General features: G+C 66.5%; 19 protein-coding genes. 9 read left to right on the top strand and 10 right to left on the bottom strand.

Annotated features, from left to right (window positions below):
- Nucleotides 1-61 precede the first annotated feature (61 nt).
- Complete coding sequence (cyoE, locus tag UU9_RS10075) at nt 62-973, top strand: heme o synthase (RefSeq protein ID WP_425476844.1); 912 nt, start codon at nt 62-64, stop codon at nt 971-973.
- 21 nt (nt 974-994) lie between these two features.
- Here cyoE and UU9_RS10070 read toward each other — a convergent pair whose 3' ends face one another.
- Nucleotides 995-2,593, bottom strand: coding sequence for a tetratricopeptide repeat-containing sulfotransferase family protein (locus UU9_RS10070; protein WP_050982432.1), 1,599 nt, complete (start codon nt 2,591-2,593; stop codon nt 995-997).
- Nucleotides 2,594-2,992: 399 nt separating this feature from the next.
- Here UU9_RS10070 and UU9_RS10065 point away from each other — a divergent pair, with 399 nt between their 5' ends.
- Nucleotides 2,993-3,190, top strand: a complete 198-nt coding sequence (locus tag UU9_RS10065; protein ID WP_007081646.1) for a hypothetical protein — start codon at nt 2,993-2,995, stop codon at nt 3,188-3,190.
- Between the two features lie 138 nt (nt 3,191-3,328).
- Entirely contained in the window at nt 3,329-5,956 is a 2,628-nt protein-coding gene (mgtA, locus tag UU9_RS10060; RefSeq protein WP_007081645.1) for a magnesium-translocating P-type ATPase, read from the top strand.
- A gap of 94 nt (nt 5,957-6,050) precedes the next feature.
- On the opposite strand, the gene UU9_RS10055 is transcribed toward mgtA, so the two are convergent.
- The 6 genes from UU9_RS10055 to rpsU form a co-directional block, all read right to left on the bottom strand.
- Nucleotides 6,051-7,052: a bile acid:sodium symporter family protein gene (locus UU9_RS10055; protein WP_007081644.1), complete on the bottom strand. Its 1,002-nt coding sequence runs from the start codon at nt 7,050-7,052 to the stop codon at nt 6,051-6,053.
- Nucleotides 7,053-7,100: 48 nt separating this feature from the next.
- Entirely contained in the window at nt 7,101-7,721 is a 621-nt protein-coding gene (locus tag UU9_RS10050) for a DedA family protein (RefSeq protein ID WP_007081643.1), read from the bottom strand.
- 127 nt (nt 7,722-7,848) lie between these two features.
- Entirely contained in the window at nt 7,849-9,594 is a 1,746-nt protein-coding gene (dnaG, locus tag UU9_RS10045) for a DNA primase (RefSeq protein WP_007081642.1), read from the bottom strand.
- A gap of 143 nt (nt 9,595-9,737) precedes the next feature.
- The gene (locus tag UU9_RS17540) at nt 9,738-9,908 is read right to left on the bottom strand and encodes a DUF1328 domain-containing protein (RefSeq protein WP_007081641.1); all 171 of its coding nucleotides are present in this window, start codon (nt 9,906-9,908) and stop codon (nt 9,738-9,740) included.
- Nucleotides 9,909-10,013: 105 nt separating this feature from the next.
- Complete coding sequence (locus tag UU9_RS10035) at nt 10,014-10,460, bottom strand: GatB/YqeY domain-containing protein (RefSeq protein ID WP_007081640.1); 447 nt, start codon at nt 10,458-10,460, stop codon at nt 10,014-10,016.
- Nucleotides 10,461-10,654: 194 nt separating this feature from the next.
- Complete coding sequence (rpsU, locus tag UU9_RS10030; RefSeq protein WP_007081639.1) at nt 10,655-10,870, bottom strand: 30S ribosomal protein S21; 216 nt, start codon at nt 10,868-10,870, stop codon at nt 10,655-10,657.
- A gap of 67 nt (nt 10,871-10,937) precedes the next feature.
- Here rpsU and tsaD point away from each other — a divergent pair, with 67 nt between their 5' ends.
- Nucleotides 10,938-12,002, top strand: coding sequence for a tRNA (adenosine(37)-N6)-threonylcarbamoyltransferase complex transferase subunit TsaD (gene tsaD, locus UU9_RS10025; protein WP_007081638.1), 1,065 nt, complete (start codon nt 10,938-10,940; stop codon nt 12,000-12,002).
- Between the two features lie 91 nt (nt 12,003-12,093).
- Here the strand turns inward: tsaD and UU9_RS10020 are convergent, their stop codons facing one another.
- From UU9_RS10020 to UU9_RS10010, 3 genes are all read right to left on the bottom strand, one after another.
- Nucleotides 12,094-12,813: a pseudouridine synthase gene (locus tag UU9_RS10020; protein ID WP_007081637.1), complete on the bottom strand. Its 720-nt coding sequence runs from the start codon at nt 12,811-12,813 to the stop codon at nt 12,094-12,096.
- Nucleotides 12,814-12,920: 107 nt separating this feature from the next.
- The gene (locus tag UU9_RS10015; protein WP_007081636.1) at nt 12,921-13,700 is read right to left on the bottom strand and encodes an ABC transporter permease; all 780 of its coding nucleotides are present in this window, start codon (nt 13,698-13,700) and stop codon (nt 12,921-12,923) included.
- Nucleotides 13,701-13,860: 160 nt separating this feature from the next.
- Nucleotides 13,861-14,811 carry an ABC transporter ATP-binding protein gene (locus UU9_RS10010; protein ID WP_040670736.1) on the bottom strand — a complete coding sequence of 317 codons (951 nt, stop codon included), beginning with the start codon at nt 14,809-14,811 and terminating at the stop codon, nt 13,861-13,863.
- Between the two features lie 91 nt (nt 14,812-14,902).
- Between UU9_RS10010 and UU9_RS10005 the strand changes: the two genes are divergently transcribed.
- The 5 genes from UU9_RS10005 to UU9_RS09985 all read left to right on the top strand — a co-directional run bounded on the left by UU9_RS10005 (nt 14,903) and on the right by UU9_RS09985 (nt 19,223).
- The gene (locus UU9_RS10005) at nt 14,903-15,649 is read left to right on the top strand and encodes a ferredoxin--NADP reductase (protein ID WP_007081634.1); all 747 of its coding nucleotides are present in this window, start codon (nt 14,903-14,905) and stop codon (nt 15,647-15,649) included.
- 162 nt (nt 15,650-15,811) lie between these two features.
- Nucleotides 15,812-16,735 carry an alpha/beta fold hydrolase gene (locus tag UU9_RS10000; protein ID WP_007081633.1) on the top strand — a complete coding sequence of 308 codons (924 nt, stop codon included), beginning with the start codon at nt 15,812-15,814 and terminating at the stop codon, nt 16,733-16,735.
- A 45-nt stretch (nt 16,736-16,780) separates the two neighbouring features.
- The gene (locus tag UU9_RS09995; protein WP_237710266.1) at nt 16,781-17,389 is read left to right on the top strand and encodes a hypothetical protein; all 609 of its coding nucleotides are present in this window, start codon (nt 16,781-16,783) and stop codon (nt 17,387-17,389) included.
- The gene (locus tag UU9_RS09990) at nt 17,382-17,576 is read left to right on the top strand and encodes a helix-turn-helix transcriptional regulator (protein WP_007081631.1); all 195 of its coding nucleotides are present in this window, start codon (nt 17,382-17,384) and stop codon (nt 17,574-17,576) included. Before UU9_RS09995 ends, UU9_RS09990 begins: the two co-directional genes overlap by 8 nt.
- A gap of 75 nt (nt 17,577-17,651) precedes the next feature.
- Nucleotides 17,652-19,223: an alpha/beta hydrolase gene (locus tag UU9_RS09985; protein ID WP_007081630.1), complete on the top strand. Its 1,572-nt coding sequence runs from the start codon at nt 17,652-17,654 to the stop codon at nt 19,221-19,223.
- Nucleotides 19,224-19,230: the final 7 nt, after the last annotated feature.

Here is a 19,230-nt window from a genome sequence, read left to right as displayed (position 1 = left end):
CGCCGCGCGCCATGCCGCTGGCATCGCCAGGCATTACACTAGGCAGTCGCCCGTTGCCGAGTTGCCCGTGAAGCTGTCCTTATCCCAATACCTGCAACTGACCAAGCCGCGCATCGTGGCGCTGCTGGTGTTCTGCGCGGTGATCGGCATGTTCCTGGCCGTGCCCGGCATGCCGCCATGGCGCGCGCTGGTGTTCGGCACGCTGGGCATCTGGCTGGCGTCATCGTCGGCGGCGGCATTCAACCAGCTGATCGACCAGCGCATCGACAAGGTGATGGTGCGCACCGCGAACCGGCCGCTGGCCACCGGCAACCTCAACCCGCGCCAGGTGTTCGTCTTCGCGATGGCGCTGGGCATCGCCTCGATGGTGGTGCTGGTGCTGCTGGTCAACACGCTGACCGCGGTGCTGACCTTCGCGGGCCTGATCGGCTATGCGGTGATCTACACCGCGTTTCTCAAGCGCGCCACGCCGCAGAACATCGTGATCGGCGGCCTGGCCGGCGCGATCCCGCCGGTGCTGGGCTGGACCGCCGTCACCGGTTCGCTGCATCCGTACGCGTTGCAGTTGTGCCTGATCATCTTCGTATGGACGCCGCCCCACTTCTGGGCGCTGGCGATCTTCCGTCGCGACGACTACTCGCGCGCCCAGGTGCCGATGTTGCCGGTGACGCATGGCGTGGTCTACACGCGCTGGCACATCCTGTTCTACACCGTGCTGCTGGTGCTGGTGACCCTGCTGCCGGCGATGACCGGCATGAGCGGGTTGATCTACCTGGGCGGCGCGGCCGTGCTGGGCGGGGCTTTCCTGTATTACGCGGTGCGCCTGCTGAACCCGCCCGACGAGCGTTTCGCCATGAAGGTGTTCAGCTATTCGATCGTCTACCTGATGGCGCTGTTCGCCTTCCTGCTGGCCGATCACTGGCTGGTGGAACCGATCCTGCAACAGGGGCCGGTGCTGCAGCAGACGGTCTGACCGACCCGCCGTACCCGGCGGCTAGCGGTCGCAATCGATCCCTGCATCGCTCAGCAGGGTACGCAGGTCCTTCAGCTGTTCCTCGTACTTCGTCCAGCGCCTGACCGCGTCGCGGTGCATGGGGGCGCGCACCTGCACCGAGCTGGCCGTGGTGGACGGCGCCTGATTGCGCTCGAAGTGCAGGCAGGCCTCGTTCCACGGCAGGCCGCAATGTTCCAGCAACTGGCGCGTGCTGGCCTCTTGCGTGGCCACCAGGGTTTCGTAATCCACTTCCAGGATGCGACCGGGCAGGACCCGCTTCCAGTGCGCCATCAAGCGGTCGAACAACACGTAATAGCGGCCGGTATCGAGCAGGTCGAACGAGTAGCCATGCAGCGGCGACGTTTCCGAAAACGGCTCGCGGAAATTGCTGAGGCAGCTGTCCAGCGGTTGGCGCCGCAGGCAGATGATGCGGGCGTTCGGCAACGCGTTGGCGATGAAGCCGGCATAGAGAAAATTGTGCGGCAGCTTGTCGATGAAGCGCGGTTTCAGGCAGGTCGCCGGGCGCGTGCTGGCGATGTAGACCTCGCCCAGGGTTTCCCACGAAATACTGCCGGCGCGGCGGATGACGTCCGGGCTCAGCATCACCGGTGAGTTGGCGCCCGAGAGGCGTTCCAGCGCGACCCCGAAGTTTTCCAGTTCGCCGGCGGCGTAGACCTCCGGGTGGCTGGAAAGGATGCGTTCCACCAGCGTGGTGCCCGTGCGCGGCATGCCCATCACGAAGATGGGCTCGGCCGACGGGTGGCCTGCCGGTTGCGGTCGCGGTTCGGGGAAGGCCTGGATCAAGGCATCCACGATGGCCTGGTCGCGATCGATGGTGTAGCCGATGGCCACCTTGACCGGGGATTTGCCGATCACCAGCTGGTCGAAGGCTTTCGCGAAATCGCCGAGATCCTCGTACTCCTTGCTGAGCGCCACGTGCGTATGCATCGAGGCCACCGGTTCCTCGTCCACGTCTGCGGCCAGCGCGAGCAGCCTGTCGACGTGGTTGTGCGCCGGGGTCTGGCGCCGGAGGCGCGAAAGCGTGGCGTGCGCATGCCAGTGCCCGGGCGCCAGCGCCAGGCAAGCCTCCAGTTCGGTTTCGGCCTGGGCTACGTCGCCGGAAAAGATCAACGAGGTGGCAAAGCTGAAGCGGCATGCCGGGTTGTCCGGTGCCAGCGTGGCGGCCTGGCGAAACGCCGCCGCGGCCCGCTCGTGAGCGTGGCATTGCATATACGTGGTGCCGAGGCTGTGGAGCAATAGCGGATCGTCGGGCGCCAGTCCAAGCGCGATGTTGGCAACCTGCAGGGCATCGCCGGTGCGGTGCGTGGCCGCCAGCGCCCGGGCGAAGTGCACGGCGTACGCCGCGTGCCGTGGCATGGCGCTGGCCGCGCGGTGCAGATGATCCAGCGCTTCGGGCAGCCGCCGCAGCGCCAACGCCGCCTTGCCTGCGAGGTAGCGTGCTTCCGGCTGGTCGGCATCCATCTGCAAGGCCTGCAGTGCAAGCTCCCGCGCTTTGCCCGGGTCTCCCTGGAGGAGGGCGGCGTGAGCCTCGGCAAGCAACTTCGCGGCGTGCAGCCTGGGTGGGGCGGGTGGCGTCATGGGCTTCCAGATGAGACGTGTCGGTTCGGCAGCGAGCGTGGATTCCACCGCCGCCCAAGCGGCGTCATGGGGGATGAACCGGTAGCGGCGCATCTTAGCAAACGGGTTCATGGCAACGATGACGGTCGCCGCGAAATGGATTGACAGCCGCGCAATGCAGCACAACAATGCGCGCGCCCTCCGGCGCGCCCGCGCCAGCGGGTATCCAGTCCTGACTGATCAAGGCCCATGGACGTCTACCCTAGTCGCACCGTCGACATCCGCTTGCTTCGGGTGCCGGCGTCGCTTTTCACATTGAACGCCTGCAGCGATCGCCTGCGGACGGTTGGTGCTTTCCGCTAGGGAAGTCCGGCCCTCCCCCTGACGACGCCGCTGGCGCCGTTACGAGGAGATGGGCCCATGAAGCTCATACGTGAATTCTGCCGCCGGCGCCTCGCCGGTCGGCCCTGGCTGACTGTTGGCGTCGACCGGCGCGAGCGCAGCTTTGTGGTGACCGTGCCGCCGCCGCTGGCCGCGCCGGTGGCCGATGGCGTGCATGCCGTCGAGCCGGCGATGCCACCCGCGCTGGGCCCGTCTTTCGCGCCACTCGGCCACTGACGGGCGACTGCCCGGCAGGCGGGCCTTGACCGCTGCGCGCTACCACGGCCTTTTCCGTGTTCCACGAATGGACGTCCATACGTCCATTCGCGATGACGCGTGGCGACTGCGACCTCACCGCATCCAAAGCAGCAACCGATGAACAACTTCACCATCCCGCGACCGGAAAAGAAGGGCGCGCGGCCGGGCGCCGCGGCGGAGGCGTTTCGTCCCGTCGATGCATTGCTGCGGGCGCTGGACACCACGCAAGACGGTCTCGACGAGACGCGGATCAGGGCGCGGCTGCATCGCGACGGGCCAAACGAGGTGGCGCACGAGAAGCCGCCGCACTGGACGCGGCAGTTGCTGCGTGCGTTCAAGAACCCCTTCATCGTGGTGCTGCTGGTGCTGGCCGGCGTGCAGCTGTTCACCGATCGCACGGACCTGACCGGGCCGGCGATCATCGCGGTGATGGTGGCGATCAGCGTGGCGCTGAGTTTCAGCCAGGAATACCGTTCGTCGCGCGCGGCGGACAGCCTGAAGGCGATGGTGCGCAACACCGCCAGCGTGACGCGGCGCGCGTCCGACGGCCACAGCGAGATGATCGAGGTACCGGTGGCCGAGCTGGTGGCTGGCGACATCGTGCACCTGGGTGCGGGCGACATGGTGCCCGCGGACGTGCGCCTGCTCAGCGCCAAGGACCTGTTCATCAGCCAGGCGATCCTCACCGGCGAATCGCTGCCGGTGGAAAAATCCGCGGCCGTCGCTGGGGCCGAAGGCCAGGCGGATGGCGATCCGCTGGAGTTGCCCACGATCTGCTACATGGGCACCAACGTGGTCAGCGGCACCGCGGTGGCGGTGGTGCTTGCCACTGGCCCGCGCACGTATCTGGGATCGCTGTCGCACAGCATGACCGGCCAGCGCGTGCAGACCAGTTTCGACCGCGGCGTGAGCGGGGTCAGCTGGCTGCTGATCCGCTTCATGGCGGTGATGGTGCCGGTGGTTTTCCTGATCAACGGGCTGGACAAGCACAGCTGGGCCGAGGCGTTCCTGTTCGCGCTGTCGATCGCGGTGGGCCTGACCCCGGAGATGCTGCCGCTGATCGTCACCGCCAACCTGGCCCGCGGCGCGATGGCGATGTCGCGGCGCAAGGTGGTGGTGAAACGGCTCAACGCGATCCAGAACTTCGGCGCGATGGACGTGTTGTGCACCGACAAGACCGGCACCCTCACGCTCGACCGCATCGTGCTGGAACGCCACCTTGATCTGGATGGCGAGGCCTCCGGCGAGGCGCTGGAATACGGCTATCTCAACAGCCGTTTCCAGACCGGCCTGCGCAACCTGATGGACAAGGCGGTGCTGGAACACCGCGAGCTGGAAACGGCGGCGGCTCGCTTCCGGGTGATCGACGAAATCCCGTTCGACTTCCAGCGCCGGCGCATGTCGGTGGTGCTGGCCGAAGGCGATGGCGATCACCTGCTGATCTGCAAGGGCGCGGTCGAGGAGATGCTGGCGATCTGCGATTTCGCCCGGACCGGCGACGCGATCGCGCCGATGACCGACGCCCGTCGCCGCGCCATCAAGGCGATGACCCGCCGCCTCAACGAGGACGGCTTGCGCGTGCTGGTGGTGGCCATGCAGCGCCAGGGCGCGCGCGGACAGCCCTACAGCGTGGCCGACGAAAGCGGCCTGATCGCCGTCGGTTGCCTGGCATTCCTCGATCCGCCGAAGGATTCGGCCGCCACCGCGATCCGCGCGCTGCACCAGCACGGCGTCGCGGTGAAGGTGATCACCGGCGACAACGAGGCGGTGACGCGCAAGATCTGCCGCGAGGTGGGGCTGGATGTCCGCCACTCGATGCAGGGCAGCGAGATTGAGGCGCTCGATGACCCGGCGCTGGATGCGCAGGTGGCGCGCGTCACCGTGTTCGCCAAGATGTCGCCGCTGCAGAAATCGCGGGTGGTCCGTTCGCTGCAGCGGCTGGGGCACACGGTGGGGTTTCTGGGCGACGGCATCAACGACGCGCCGGCGCTGCACGATGCCGACGTCGGCATCTCGGTGGATACCGCCACCGACATCGCCAAGGAGTCGGCCGACATCATCCTGCTGGAAAAAAACCTGATGGTGCTGGAGGAGGGCGTGCTGGAAGGGCGCGTCACCTTCGGCAACATCATGAAGTACATCAAGATGACTGCCAGCTCCAACTTCGGCAACGTGTTCAGTGTGCTGGTGGCCAGCGCGTTCCTGCCGTTCCTGCCGATGCTGCCGCTGCAGATCCTGGTGCAGAACCTGCTCTACGACATCTCGCAACTGTCGATCCCGTTCGACCGCATGGACGAGGATTACCTGGCCGTGCCGCGCCAGTGGGATGCCGGCGACATCGGCCGGTTCATGGTGTGGGTGGGGCCGGTCAGCTCGATCTTCGACATCACCACGTTCTGGCTGATGTGGCATTACTTCGGCGCGAATTCACCCGCACAGCAATCGCTGTTCCAGTCCGGCTGGTTCATCGAGGGCCTGCTGTCGCAGACCCTGATCGTGCACATGATCCGCACCCGCCGCATCCCTTTCCTGCAGAGCAGGGCGGCCGCGCCAGTGGTTGGGCTGACCCTCGCCATCATCATCGCCGGCATGCTGATTCCGTTCAGCGCGCTGGGCGCGAAGATCGGCATGGTGCCGCTGCCGCCGATCTACTTCGCGTGGCTGGCGCTCACCCTGGCGAGTTACTGCGTGCTGACCCAGCTGGTGAAAGTGATCTACATCCGCCGCTATGGCCGGTGGCTGTAGCGGGTTTTTGTGGGAGCGGCTTCAGCCGCGATGCTCTTGCAGGCGTTGAACGGTCTTCGCGCCAAGCATCGCGACTGAAGTCGCTCCCACACCTTCATTCGGCCTCGCGGCGATCTTCGGCATCCGCATGATCGCCCCGCATCGCATACCTGCGCGCCACCACCGCGCACACCATCAACTGCAACTGGTGGAAGATCATCAGCGGCAGCACCAGCGCGCCAAGGCCGCCGAGCTGGCCGGCGAACAGGATCTTGGCCATCGGGATGCCGCTGGCCATGCTCTTCTTGGAGCCGCAGAACACGATGGCGATCTCGTCCCTGCGCGAGAAGCCCAGGCGCCGCGCGGCCCAGGTCACGATGGTCATCACCAGCGCCAGCAGCAACGCGCTCAGCGCCAGCGTGGAAACCAGCGCGCCGACCGGCGTGTCGTGCCACAGGCCCTGCACCACGGCGGCGCTGAACGCGGTGTACACCACCAGCAGGATCGTGCCCTGGTCGGTGAGCCGCAGCAGCGGCTTGTGCCGATCCACGAACGTGCCGATCCAGCGCCGTGCGACATGGCCCAGCACGAACGGCAGCAACAGCTGCAGCACGATGTCCAGCACGCCGTGCCACGACATGCCGCCGCCATGGCTGGCCAGCAGCAGGCCCACCAGCAGCGGCGTCAGCACGATGCCGATCAGGTTGGACACCGAGGCGCTGACCACCGCTGCCGGCACATTGCCCCCGGCGATCGAGGTGAAGGCAATCGACGATTGCACGGTGGACGGCAGCGCGCAGACAAACAGCACGCCGAGATAAAGCTGTGGCGTCAGCAGCGCATGGCCCAGCGGCTGCAGTGCCAGCCCCAGCAGCGGAAACAGCACGAAGGTGCTGGCGAACACGGTCAGATGCAGTCGCCAGTGGGTCACGCCCTGCACGATCGCCTGGCGCGGCAGCTTGGCGCCATGCAGGAAAAACAGCAGCGCGATCGCGCCGTCGGTGATGAGGTCGAACACCCGCGCCGTCTCGCCGCGACAGGGCAGCAGCGAGGCCAGCACCACCGTGGCCAGCAAGGCCAGGGTGAAGTTGTCCGGCAGCAGGCGTCGCAGCGACATGGAATCAGCGTCCGGTCGAGCGGCAACGCGGCCTGCGGCGGGTGGCGATCAAGGCAGGTTGCAGCGCGCGCGGCAGCGATGGCGCCACCACAGCACCAGCAGCGCCACCAGCAGGATGCCGAGCACCACCCACAGGCTGGTCTGGCCGCGGTGCATCCACTTCACCAGCCATTCGTGGTTGTTGGCGCCGATGTAGCCGAGGTAAACCCAGAACGGCACGCTGATCAGCGCCGCCAGCGTGTCGATCAGCAGAAACCGCCAGAACGAGACCCGGTGCGTGGTGCCGGCGGTGATGTACACGGTGGTGCGCATGCCGGGCAGGAAGCGCGCGAAAAACAGCATGCGGTTGCCGTAGCGGTCGAATTTCTCCTGCACCCGGGCGTAGCGCTCCGGCGTCAGCACGCGCGCCACCAGGCGCCACTTCAGCATGCGCGGGCCGTAGTGATGGCCCAGCAGGAAGATCGCCGCGTCGCCCAGCAGCACGCCGAACATCGTCAGCGCGAACATCACATGCACGTTGGCGTAGCCCAGCCCGGCGATCACGCCGCCGGCGACCAGGGTGATGTCCTCCGGCAACGGCAGGCCCGCGCCGCAGATCATCAGCGCGATGAAGACGGCAACGTAGCCGTTCTCGGCAAACACCGTAATCAGTTGTTGCAGAAGATCCATCGATATCCTTGCGCGCCATGCGCGACATGCATCGCGGGCCGGCATGATCCCACAGTCGGTCGGCGGGGAAGGGGAGGCGAGGCACGATGACGCGGTGCGTATACCCGGATGCGGCCGTGCAGCACGGTCATGTCGATGCCACGGGTGGCCGTGCGCGTGCGGCCAGCAATTCGCGCAGCTCGGCCTTTTCGGCGCTGTCCAGCGCGCCGCTGCGGCTCTTGTCCAGCAACGTGTCGCGACGCTGGGTGGTGGCCTGGTCGTCCATGCGCGTCAGCGCGTCGAAGAACTCCATTGCCTGCGCCTCGGGCTCGCCCACCGACAGCGTGGCCATCAGTTTCTTCAGCGCGGCGTATTCGGGCCGCTCGGCGAAATGTTCCACCAGCATCGCCGAATTGATCCCCGGCCGGGCCCGCGCCAGGTCCAGCAACTCGGCCAGCAAACCCACGCCGGGTTTGTCCAGGCGCAGGAAGCGATAGGGCTTGTCGACCCGGTCGGCCAGTGTCGGCTGGGTCAGCAGCAGCGAAATGGCGCTGCGCACAAGGCTGCGCTGCACCGTGGTGGGCTGGTGCGCGGCGCGATGGAGCGCGCTGGCGGGGAGGTTGGCGCCCACGCCGCTGCGCTTCTCCAACTCCTGCACCATCAAGTCGCGGAACGCGCCATCGGGCAGCTTGCCGATCAGCGGGCGCGCCCGCTCGGCCAGTCGCGCGCGGCCATCGAGGCTGCCCATCTCCACGTCGTGCGACAGCTCGCTGAAGAAATAATCGGACAGCGGCATCGCTTCCCTGATGCGCTTCTCGAAGCCGTCCTTGCCCTCCTGGCGCACCAGCGAATCGGGATCCTCGCCGTCGGGCAGAAACAGGAAATACGCCTGGCGGCCGTCACGCAGCCGCGGCAGCGCCGCTTCCAGCGCCTTCCACGCGGCGGCGCGGCCGGCGCGGTCGCCATCGAAGCAGAACACCACGTCGGGCGCGGCGCGGAACAGGATTTCGGTGTGGTCGGGCGTGGTGGCGGTGCCCAGCGTGGCCACCGCGATCGGCAGCCCGGCCTGGTGCAGGGCGATCACATCCATGTAGCCCTCGACCACCACGATACGCGCCAGGCTCTGGTTGGCCTGCTTCACCTGCCACAGCGCGAACAGCTCGCGGCCCTTGTGGAACAGCGGCGTCTCGGGCGAGTTGAGGTACTTCGGCGGCGCCTGGCCCGACGCCGGCGCGGCCTGCACCACGCGTCCGCCAAACGCGATCACCCGGCCACGGCGATCCAGGATCGGGAACATCAGCCGCTCGCGGAAGCGGTCGTACTTGCCGCGATCCCCGCTGGCCAGCATGCCGGCCTGATCGAGCAGGTCGCGCCGACGCGTGCTGTTGCCCAGCGCCTTCATCACGCCGTCGTAGCCGGCGGGCGCCCAACCGATGCGGAAACGCTTGATGGTGTCGGCGTCCAGACCGCGCTTTTTGCAATACGCCTGGGCGTCGGCATGGCGCGGCAGTTCGCGCTCGTACCAGCTGGCCGCATCCTCAAGCAGGCTGTAGAGATCGGTCTTGTCCTCGCGCGGGGCGCCGTCGCGGCCGCTTTCGCGCGGCACGGTCATGCCTGCCGTCTGCGCCAGCTCCTCCACCGCGTCGGGGAATTCCAGGCGGTCGAAGTCCATGATGAACTTGATCGCGCTGCCGCTGACACCGCAGCCGAAACAGTGGAAGAACTGCTTGGCCGGGCTGACGTAGAACGACGGCGTGCGCTCGTCGTGGAAGGGGCAGCAGGCGGTCCATTCGCGACCGGCTTTCTTCAGCGGCACCCGCCGCTCGACCACGTCGACGATGTCGACGCGGGCAAGCAGTTCATCGATGAAGCTGTCGGGAATCAGGCCGCGCATAAGCGGCCTAGTTTAGTCGGTTGCCGCCGGCGTAGCGCGGATCCCCCTTGTGGGAGCGACTTCAGTCGCGATGCTCTTGTTCCGGGGCTCCACAGCAGAAGCATCGCGACTGAAGTCGCTCCCACACAAGGGCGATGGCGCGGTCAGAGGATGTGGAACACGCCGATGACCGCCAGTATCGCCAGCAGGAACAGGATCACGAAACAGGCGAACAGGATCTTGGCGATCGTGGCGGTGGCGCCGGAGACGCCGCCAAAACCCAGCCAGCCGGTGATCAGCGACACGATGGCGAAAATGATGGCCCACTTCAGCATGCGTTTCTCCCGCCCATGAGATCCCGCGCGGCGGTGTGCCGGCAGGTGTCGCCATGTTTTAGCGGGATCGGCGTGAATGCGGCGCATCGGCGCGCCGCTGCGGGCTCAGGGCGCCAGTCGCGCCTTGATCTTGCCGGACACCACGGCCATGTCGGCGCGGCCGGCGGCCTTGTCCTTCACCGCCGCCACCACCTTGCCCATGTCGCGCGGCGAGCTGGCGCCGGTTTCGGCGATGGCGGCCTCGATCAGTGCGTCGATCTCCGCCTCGTTCAGCTTGGCTGGCAGGTAGGCCTCGATCACCACCATCTCGGCGCGCTCGATGGCGGCCAGATCGTCGCGGTTGGCGGCGTCGAACTGGCTGACCGAATCGCGACGCTGCTTCAGCATCTTTTCCAGCGTGGCCAGCACCATGGCGTCGGTCTGTTCCACGCGCTCATCCACCTCGCGCTGCTTGATCGCGGCCAGCATCAACCGGATCACGCCCAGCCGTTGCTTGTCGCCGCCGCGCATGGCGGTTTTCATGTCGTCGGTAAGCTGCTGCTTGAGCGTCATGGCGAAAGCCTCGTGGGAAAGGGAGAAAAAACGATTTTACGGAAACGGCGAAGCCGGCGTTGCCCCGAGGACAACACCGGCCAATTCGCATCCGAGTGCTTGCGGTGGCTGCGAGCGGCTCCCGTCAAGGAGCTGGCGCCGACCGCGCTTCCTGTGTGCGGGATCCACCGACGGGCGGTGGATCGAGACAGGAATCAGTACAGGCGGACTTTGCGCGACACGTCGCGCGACAGGCGGCGCAGGTGACGCTTGACGGCGGCAGCGCGCTTGCGCTTGCGCTCCTGGGTGGGCTTTTCGTAGAACTCGCGCTTGCGCGTTTCAGCCAGGACGCCGGCCTTTTCGCAGGTACGCTTGAAACGACGCAGTGCAATCTCGAACGGCTCGTTCTCGCGAACTTTTACGTTGGGCATGGAAACTCCGAGTGGTAATCTGTCCCGCTGTCGGGACTGTTGGATAGAGCGAGCCGCGAATTATACCGTGGATATCAGAGAATTTTCAAAGCCGGTTAACAACCGGCCAATCCTGGGCATCGAAAGCTCCTGCGACGAGACCGGCGTGGCCCTGCTGCGCTGGGAGCCGGACGCGCCGGGCCGTGGCTTGCTGGCCCACACGCTGTACAGCCAGATCAAGCTGCACGCCGATTACGGCGGCGTGGTGCCGGAGCTGGCCAGCCGCGACCATGTGCGCAAGCTGCTGCCGCTGATCCGCGAGGCGCTGGCCCAGGCGGGCCTCACCGTGCAGGACCTGGGCGGGGTGGCGTATACCGCCGGCCCCGGCCTGGTCGGCGCGCTGCTGGTGGGCGCCTCGGCGGGCCGCGCGCTGGCCTGGGCGCTGGGCGTACCGGCGATCGGCGTACACCACATGGAAGGCCACCTGCTGGCGCCGTTGCTGGAGGAGAACCCGCCGGAGCCGCCGTTCGTGGCGCTGCTGGTTTCCGGTGGCCATTCCATGCTGGTGGAGGTGAAGGCGATCGGCCAGTACACGATCCTGGGCGACACCCTGGACGACGCGGCGGGCGAGGCGTTCGACAAGACCGCCAAGATGATGGGCCTGCCGTATCCGGGCGGTCCGGCGCTGGCGAGACTGGCCGAGCAGGGCACGGCCGGCGCGTTCCGTTTCTCCCGCCCGATGACCGATCGACCGGGGCTGGATTTCAGCTTCTCCGGCCTGAAGACGCAGGTTTTGCTGGCCTGGCAGAAATCGGACCAGAGCGAGCAGACCCGCGCCGACATCGCCCGCGCCTTCCAGGAAGCGATCGTCGACACGCTGATCATCAAGTGCCGCCGCGCGCTGGAAGCCTGCGGCGCCAAGCGGCTGGTGATCGCCGGCGGTGTGGGCGCCAACCGACACCTGCGCGCGGAGTTGGCGAAGGCCGGCGAAAAGGACGGCTTCCAGGTGTATTTCCCGCGGCTGGATTTCTGCACCGACAACGGCGCCATGATCGCCCTGGCCGGCGCCATCCGCCTGGCCAGCGGCCAGCATCAGGACGAAACCGTGCAGGTGCGCCCGCGCTGGGATCTGCAGACGCTGCCGGCGGCTTGAAGGCTCCTGTAGGAGCGGCTTCAGCCGCGATGCTCTTCGGGCAACCGGAAAAGCATCGCGGCTGAAGCCGCTCCCACAGAGAGGCGCGGCATCACCATTGCGTGCGCCCGGGCAGCAGCCCCTTCAGTTCCGCCTCGGTGAGGTTGCGCCACTGGCCGGGTTTCAGGTGCGCCAGCTTCACGTTGTCGATGCGCACGCGGCGCAGCTGGGTGACGCGATAGCCGAACGCGGCGGCCATCAGCCGGATCTGCCGGTTCAGGCCCTGGGTCAGCACGATCGAGAAGCCGAATTTGGCGATGCGGCGCACGCGGCAGGGATTCGTCATCTGGTTGTGGATGCGCACGCCCTTGCTCATACCGGCCAGGAATTCGTCGGTGACCGCCTTGTTCACGCCGACCAGATATTCCTTCTCATGGTTGTTCTCCGAGCGCAGGATCTCGTTGACGATGTCACCGTTGCTGGTCAGCAGGATCAGCCCCTCGGAATCCTTGTCCAGCCGGCCGATCGGAAAGATTCGCTGCGGGTGGTCCACGAAATCCACGATGTTGCCGTCCACGCCCTGATCGGTGGTGCAGGTGATGCCGACCGGCTTGTTCAGCGCGATGTAGATGGCCTTTTTCGCCGCCGGCGTGGCGGCGAGAATGCGTGCCTTGACGATCTCGCCGTCGACGCGCACCTCGTCGCCGTCCAGCGCCTTGGCGCCGGTCGTGACCGTTTCACCGTTGATGCTGACGCGACCGGCCAGCAGCATCTCGTCCGCTTCGCGGCGCGAACAGAGGCCGGCTTCGCTGATGTATTTGTTGACGCGCATGGGTCAGGGCCGGGATTCGGCATTCGGGATTCGGGATTCGGCAAGGCGCGCGCTCGCCAGCTCCCGGCTTTTGCGAATCCCGAATCCCGCCTCGCGAATCCCGCCTCTCACGACCTCAGCCCCACGCCGCGCTTCAGCAACTGCAGCGCCAGCGCCGACAGTCCGATCACGAACCCGAGCATCACCGCGAACGCCACGCCCAGATGCACGTCGCTGATGCCGAGCACGCCAAAGCGGAACGCGTTGACCATGTACAGGATCGGGTTGGCGCGCGAGATCGCCTGCCACGGTTCGGCCAGCATGTTGACCGAGTAGAACACGCCGCCCAGGTAGGTCAGCGGGGTCAGGATGAAGGTGGGCACCAGCGCGATGTCGTCGAATTTCTTGGCGTACACCGCGTTGACGAAACCGGCCAGCGAGAAGATCGTGGCGCCCAGCAGCACCGAGGCGAACGTGATCAGCGGATGCATCACGTGCAGGTCGGTGAAGAACAGCGCGATCAGCAGCACCAGCACGCCCACCACCAGCCCGCGCGCCACCGCGCCGGTGACGTAGCCCAGCAGGATCACCCAGTTCGGCATCGGCGACACCAGCATTTCCTCCACCGCGCGGCTGAACTTGGCGCCGAAGAACGAGCTGGAGATGTTGCCGTAGCTGTTGGTGATGATGCTCATCATCACCAGTCCCGGCACGATGTACTGCATGTAGGTGAAGCCGCCTTCGATCGTGCCGATCTTGCTGCCGATCAGCTTGCCGAAGATCACGAAGTACAGCGTCATGGTGATCGCCGGCGGAATCAGCGTCTGCGTCCAGATGCGCATGATGCGCACGATCTCGCGGCGCACCAGGGTGTTGAGGGCGACCAGGTTGGCGGTGGTGTTGCTCATGCGTGGATCTCCGCGAGGTCACTCCCTCTCCCCCGGCACAGCCGGGGGAGAGGGTTGGGGTGAGGGGGCGCTTTTGATGTTGGGGCGGAAAGCCAGAGCGCCCCCTCATCCCAGCCCTCTCCCCCAACGCCGTTGGGGGAGAGGGAGCAGTGCGCGGCGCTCATGCCGCCTGCTCCCTGCCGCCTTCCACCAGCCGCACGAACAGCTCCTCCAGCCGGTTGGTCTTGTTGCGCATCGAGGTCACCATGATGCCGTGCGTGGAGAGCTGCGCGAACAGCGAATTGAGGTCGTGCGAGCGGGCCATTTCGGCCTCCAGCGTGTGCTCGTCGCGGCGGCGCAGGATGATGTTGGGCAGGTTCGGCAGTTCGTCGGGAATGGCGATCACGTCGAGCACGAACGTCTCCACGTCCAGCGTCGCCAGCAGTCGCTTCATGCTGGTGTTCTCGATGATGCTGCCGTGGTCGATGATCGCGATGTTGCGGCACAGCGACTCGGCCTCTTCCAGGTAATGCGTGGTGAGGATCACCGTGGTGCCGGCCGCGTTGATGGCGCTGACGAACTGCCACATCGAGCGGCGGATCTCGATGTCCACGCCCGCGGTGGGCTCGTCCAGGATCAGCAGCTTCGGCTCGTTCATCATCGCGCGGGCGATCATCAGCCGCCGCTTCATGCCGCCGGACAGCGTGCGCGCCTGCATCTGCGCCTTGTCCCACAGGCGCAGTTCCTTCAGGTATTTCTCCGCGCGACGGGCGGCCTCCTTGCGCGGGATGCCGTAGAAACCGGCCTCGTTGACGCAGATGTCGAACGGCTTCTCGAACTGGTTGAAGTTGATTTCCTGCGGCACCAGCCCGATCAGCCGCATCGCCTCGCTGCGGTCGCTGTTGACCGACACGCCGAACACCCTGGCGTCGCCGCTGGTGGAGTTGACCAGCGAGGAAAGAATGCCGATCAAGGTGGATTTTCCGGCACCGTTGGGGCCGAGCAGGGCGAAGAAATCGCCCGGTTGCACCGTGAGGCTGATGCCCTTCAGCGCTTCCACGCCGTTGCCATAGGTCTTGCGCAGGTTGTCGACCACGAGCGCGGGTGCGGAAGAAAGAGACTGCAATGACATGGGCTGCACCGAAAAGGCTAGCCGCTTATTATAGCGGGCTACATCCTGCCGTCTGGCCGTGCCAGAAGCACACATCGTTTCCGGAATCACCATGGCCGATCACTTCCAGCTCCGCCTCGTCGACAGTCACATGCTGGCCTCCGCCGTACGCCATCTGGTGTTCGAGCGGGTCGACGGGCAGCCGCTGGCGTTCACGCCCGGCCAGTTCCTGCAGATCCATTTCCACTACGACGACGGCACGGCCACCAAGCGCAGCTATTCGGTGGCCAGCGTGGGCGACGGCAGTTCGCCGGTGCCGCGCATCGAGATCGCGGTGAGCTACGTGGAAGGCGGCGCCGCCACCAAGCTGCTGGGCGAGTTGCCCATTGGCGGCATCGTGGACGCCAGCGGCCCGTATGGCCGCTTCTGCCTGCAGGCTGCCGACACGCATCCGCGCTATCTGCTGCTGGCCACCGGCACCGGCGTCACGCCGTACCGCGCCATGCTGCCGCAGATCGAACAGCTGCTGGCCCGCGGGGATCGCGAAGTGGTGCTGCTGTACGGCGCGCGCAACGAGGCGGAGCTGCTCTACGGCGAGCAATTCGAGGCGTTCGCGCAGACGCACCCGGGCTTCCTGTTCCACGGCTGCCTCAGCCGCGAGGCGCGGGCCGTGCCGCGTTCCAGCGACCGCAGCGGCCACGTGCAGAACGTGCTGGCCGAACTGGGCCCCAGCGCCGAGCGCGACATCGCCTATCTCTGCGGCAATCCCAACATGGTCGACGCGGCCTTCGCGGCGCTGAAGGAATTCGGCCTGCCGGTGCCGCAGATCCGCCGCGAGAAATACATCTCGTCGCGCTGAGCGGCGGCGTCCGCATCGGGCCCGCCGGAATCGGCCCGTGCCGGCAATGAGGCAATGATGGTCTGCGCCTCACCGTTGCGTCATGTAAAGTCTGCTTGACATGACGCCAACGATGCTTCTAACCTCGTGTCAAGTTCACTTGACATATATGGAGGCATCGCCATGAACAAGATCGGTTACCGAATGATTGCCACGCTGTTGCTCGGATTCTCGGCATGGCTGTGGCATGGCCCCACGTATGCCGGGCCGCCGGCGATCGCCGGCACGGTCGGCACCCTGAAAGTCGAGCGTCATGGCGACCATGGCCGGCCGGTGATCCTGATTCCCGGGCTGGAGGGAGGGCCGTGGGTGTGGGGGCAGACGATCGGGGCGTTGCAGAAGGACCACGTGGTGTATGCGGTGACGCTGGCCGGGTTCGATGGCATGCCGGCCCCGGCCGGCGGCGGCAACCTGCTCGATCGGGCGGATACGTCGCTGAAGCAGTTGATCGAGCAGCGGAAGATCGACAAGCCGGTACTGGTGGGCCACAGCCTGGGCGGCACGCTGGCGTTGCGTTTTGCCGGCGAGCATCCGCAAATGATTTCCGGCGTGGTGGCGGTCGACGGGCTGCCGATCTTCCCCGGCATGGAGCGGATGGGTGGGGAGCAGCGCAAGGCCATGGCGGCGCGGATACAGCAGCAGATGGCCGCGCTCTCGCCCGAGCAGTTTGCGGCGCAGTCGCTGGGCTACATGCAGAAGATCGGGGTGATCGATCCGCAATTGGCGGCGCGCTACGCGCCGATGAATGCGCGCAGCGACATCAAGGCCAGCGCGCAGTACATGGCCGAGGACATGGTCGCCGATTACCGCCCGGGGCTGAAAAATGCGAACGTGCCGATCCTGGAGATCTCGCCTTACAACGCGCCCGACTTCAGCCAGCCGCCGATGGCCATGAGCGAGGCGCAGAAGACCGCGTACTACGAAAGCCTGCTGGCCGGCGCGCCACGGGCGAACGTGGTCTCGATCTCGCCTTCGCGGCATTTCGTGATGCTTGACCAGCCGCAGAAATTCCAGCGCGCGCTGGACGGTTTCCTGACGTCGCTTTGAGACCCGATCATGATCGCCAACGTGCAAGACCACCGGAGCCGTCGCATGTCCGAACCATCGAAATCGCCGCTGAAGCTCACCAACCGCCGCATCCTGACCGCGATGGGTGGCATGGCCGTGCTTGGCGCCTTGCCCTGCCTGCTCGTCGGTGGGCTCACCCATCGCGGCTGGCTGGTGACGGCGGGTATCGTCGCCGCCGTCACCGGGGTGGCGTGGCTGTTGTGCGCCCGCTTCGCCCGCGAGGAGGCGCTGCGCCCGGTGCACAGGCGCTACCTGCGCGAGTTTCTTCCGGCGATGGTGGGCTATCTGGTGCTCATCATGGTGTCCGGCACGCTGGTCTCCCGCATGGAGAGTGTCGTTGGTCGAATGGCGCTGGCGGTGCTCCCGCTGTTGCCGATCGTGCTGCTGATACGCGCCATGGTCCGCGTGTTGCGCGACCAGGATGAACTGGAGCGGCGCATCGACCTGGAGGCCATCGCGATCGCCGCGATGTCGACGGCTTTCGGCTTTTTCAGCTTCGGCCTGCTGCCGCTGGCGGATATCGGCTGGCATGTGCGTGGCGATGCGGTGGCGATCTGGGTGATGCCATGCCTGTTTGCCATCTTCGGCATCGCCAAGCCGCTGGTCGCAAGGCGCTACCGCGACCATGAATAATCATGTGCGCGAACTGCGCGGCGACCAGGGCTGGTCGCAGGCCGACCTGGCCGAGCGGCTGGATGTGTCGCGGCAAACCGTCAACGCCATCGAGACCGGCAAGTACGATCCCAGCCTGCCGCTGGCGTTCAAGATTGCCGCCTTGTTTGGCCGTCCGATCGAGTCGATCTTCGACCCGGGCGCATGAGGGCATGTCGATGCCATACCCGCTGATGATGCACGACGCCATTACCCTTTTCCGGTCCCACGAGGAGCCCGCGCCATGAAGCTCGCACCGCGCACCGTGTTTCGCATCGTTCTCGCCGCGGCGGCCCTGGGCTGGTTCGGCTGGAGCTACTTCCATCCTGACCGGGCACGCACCGATGCAACCGCTTCGCCCGCCAGTGACGACGCCATCGCGACCAGCGCGCCGCAGAAGCCGCGCACCTGGCGGCTGGGTTCGCTCACGCTGACCGCCTGCGAACTGCCGCAGCCGCACACCGGGCTTTCCAGCGCGGCATGGTGCGCGCCGTTCGAGGTGCCGGAAAATCGGGACGATCCGCACAGCCGCAAGATCACCCTGAATTTGGCGGTGATCCGCTCGGCGGCGCAACTGCCGGCGAAAGACATGGTGGTGCTGCTGGCCGGCGGCCCCGGCCAGGCCGCCACGGAAAGCTGGCCGTCGGTGGCAAACGCGCTGGACCCGCTGCTGGCGCACCGCAACGTGCTGTTGCTGGACCAGCGCGGCACCGGCCATTCCAACCCGCTCAGCTGCAAGGGCCCCGAGCAGGCGGCCACGGACGAGAAAGTGGGCTTCGACCCGGAGGCGCTGCGGGCGGAAACGGCGCGTTGCCTGCAGCAGGTGACATCGCGCGCCGATCCGCGCTACTACACCACGACCATTGCCGTGCAGGATCTGGAAGACGTGCGCCGCGCGCTGGGTTCGCCGCGTTTCGACCTGGTCGGCGTGTCCTACGGCACGCGCGTGGCGCAGCAATATGCGATGCATTATCCCGACGCGATTCGCAGCCTGGTGCTCGATGGCGTGGTGCCGAACCCGCTGGTGCTGGGCGAGGATTTTGCGCAGAACCTCGATGCGGCATTGAAGTTGCAATTCGCCCGTTGCACGGCGCAGCCCGCCTGCAAGGCGCGCTTCGGCGACCCGTACCAGACGCTTTACCAATTGCGCGATGCGCTGCGTGCCAACCCGCACAAGGTGAGCTTTCGCGATCCGCAAAGCTACCAGAGCGTGCAGCGCGTGCTGAGCGAGGATTCACTGGCCAGCGTGGTGCGCATGTTCGCCTACACGCCAATCACCGCCGCGCTGTTGCCGCTGTCGATCGACGCGGCCGCACACGGCGACGTGGGGCCGCTGCTGGGCCAGGCGAAATTGCTGCAGGGCGACCTGGTCGATTCGATGGATGGCGGCATGCAGTCGTCGGTGATCTGCAGTGAGGATGCGGATCTGCTGCGCCCGCGTCCGCAGGATGAAGACACCATCTTGGGTACGCGGATGATCGCGGCGCTGCAGGCGGTGTGCACGGTGTGGCCGCGGGGCACGCGGCCGGCCGATTTCCACCAGCCTTTGCGCGGTGCCACGCCGGCCTTGCTGCTGTCGGGCCAATACGATCCGGTGACGCCGCCGGCCTATGGCGAGGCGGTGCTGAAGGGGCTCACCGATGCGCGCCACCTGGTGCTCAAGGGCCAGGGCCACAACGTGATGGGTGCCGGTTGCGCGCCACGGTTGGTGAAAACATTCATCGAGGATCTGCAGCCCAAGGCGCTGGACGCCAGTTGCCTGGACCGGTTGCAGGCCCCGCCGCTGTTCATCGATTTCAACGGTTCAACGCCATAAGGGAGCG

The organism is Rhodanobacter fulvus Jip2, assembly GCF_000264315.1.
Taxonomy (GTDB): Bacteria; Pseudomonadota; Gammaproteobacteria; order Xanthomonadales; family Rhodanobacteraceae; genus Rhodanobacter; species Rhodanobacter fulvus.
This window is presented reverse-complemented; position numbering and strand designations above follow the sequence as displayed.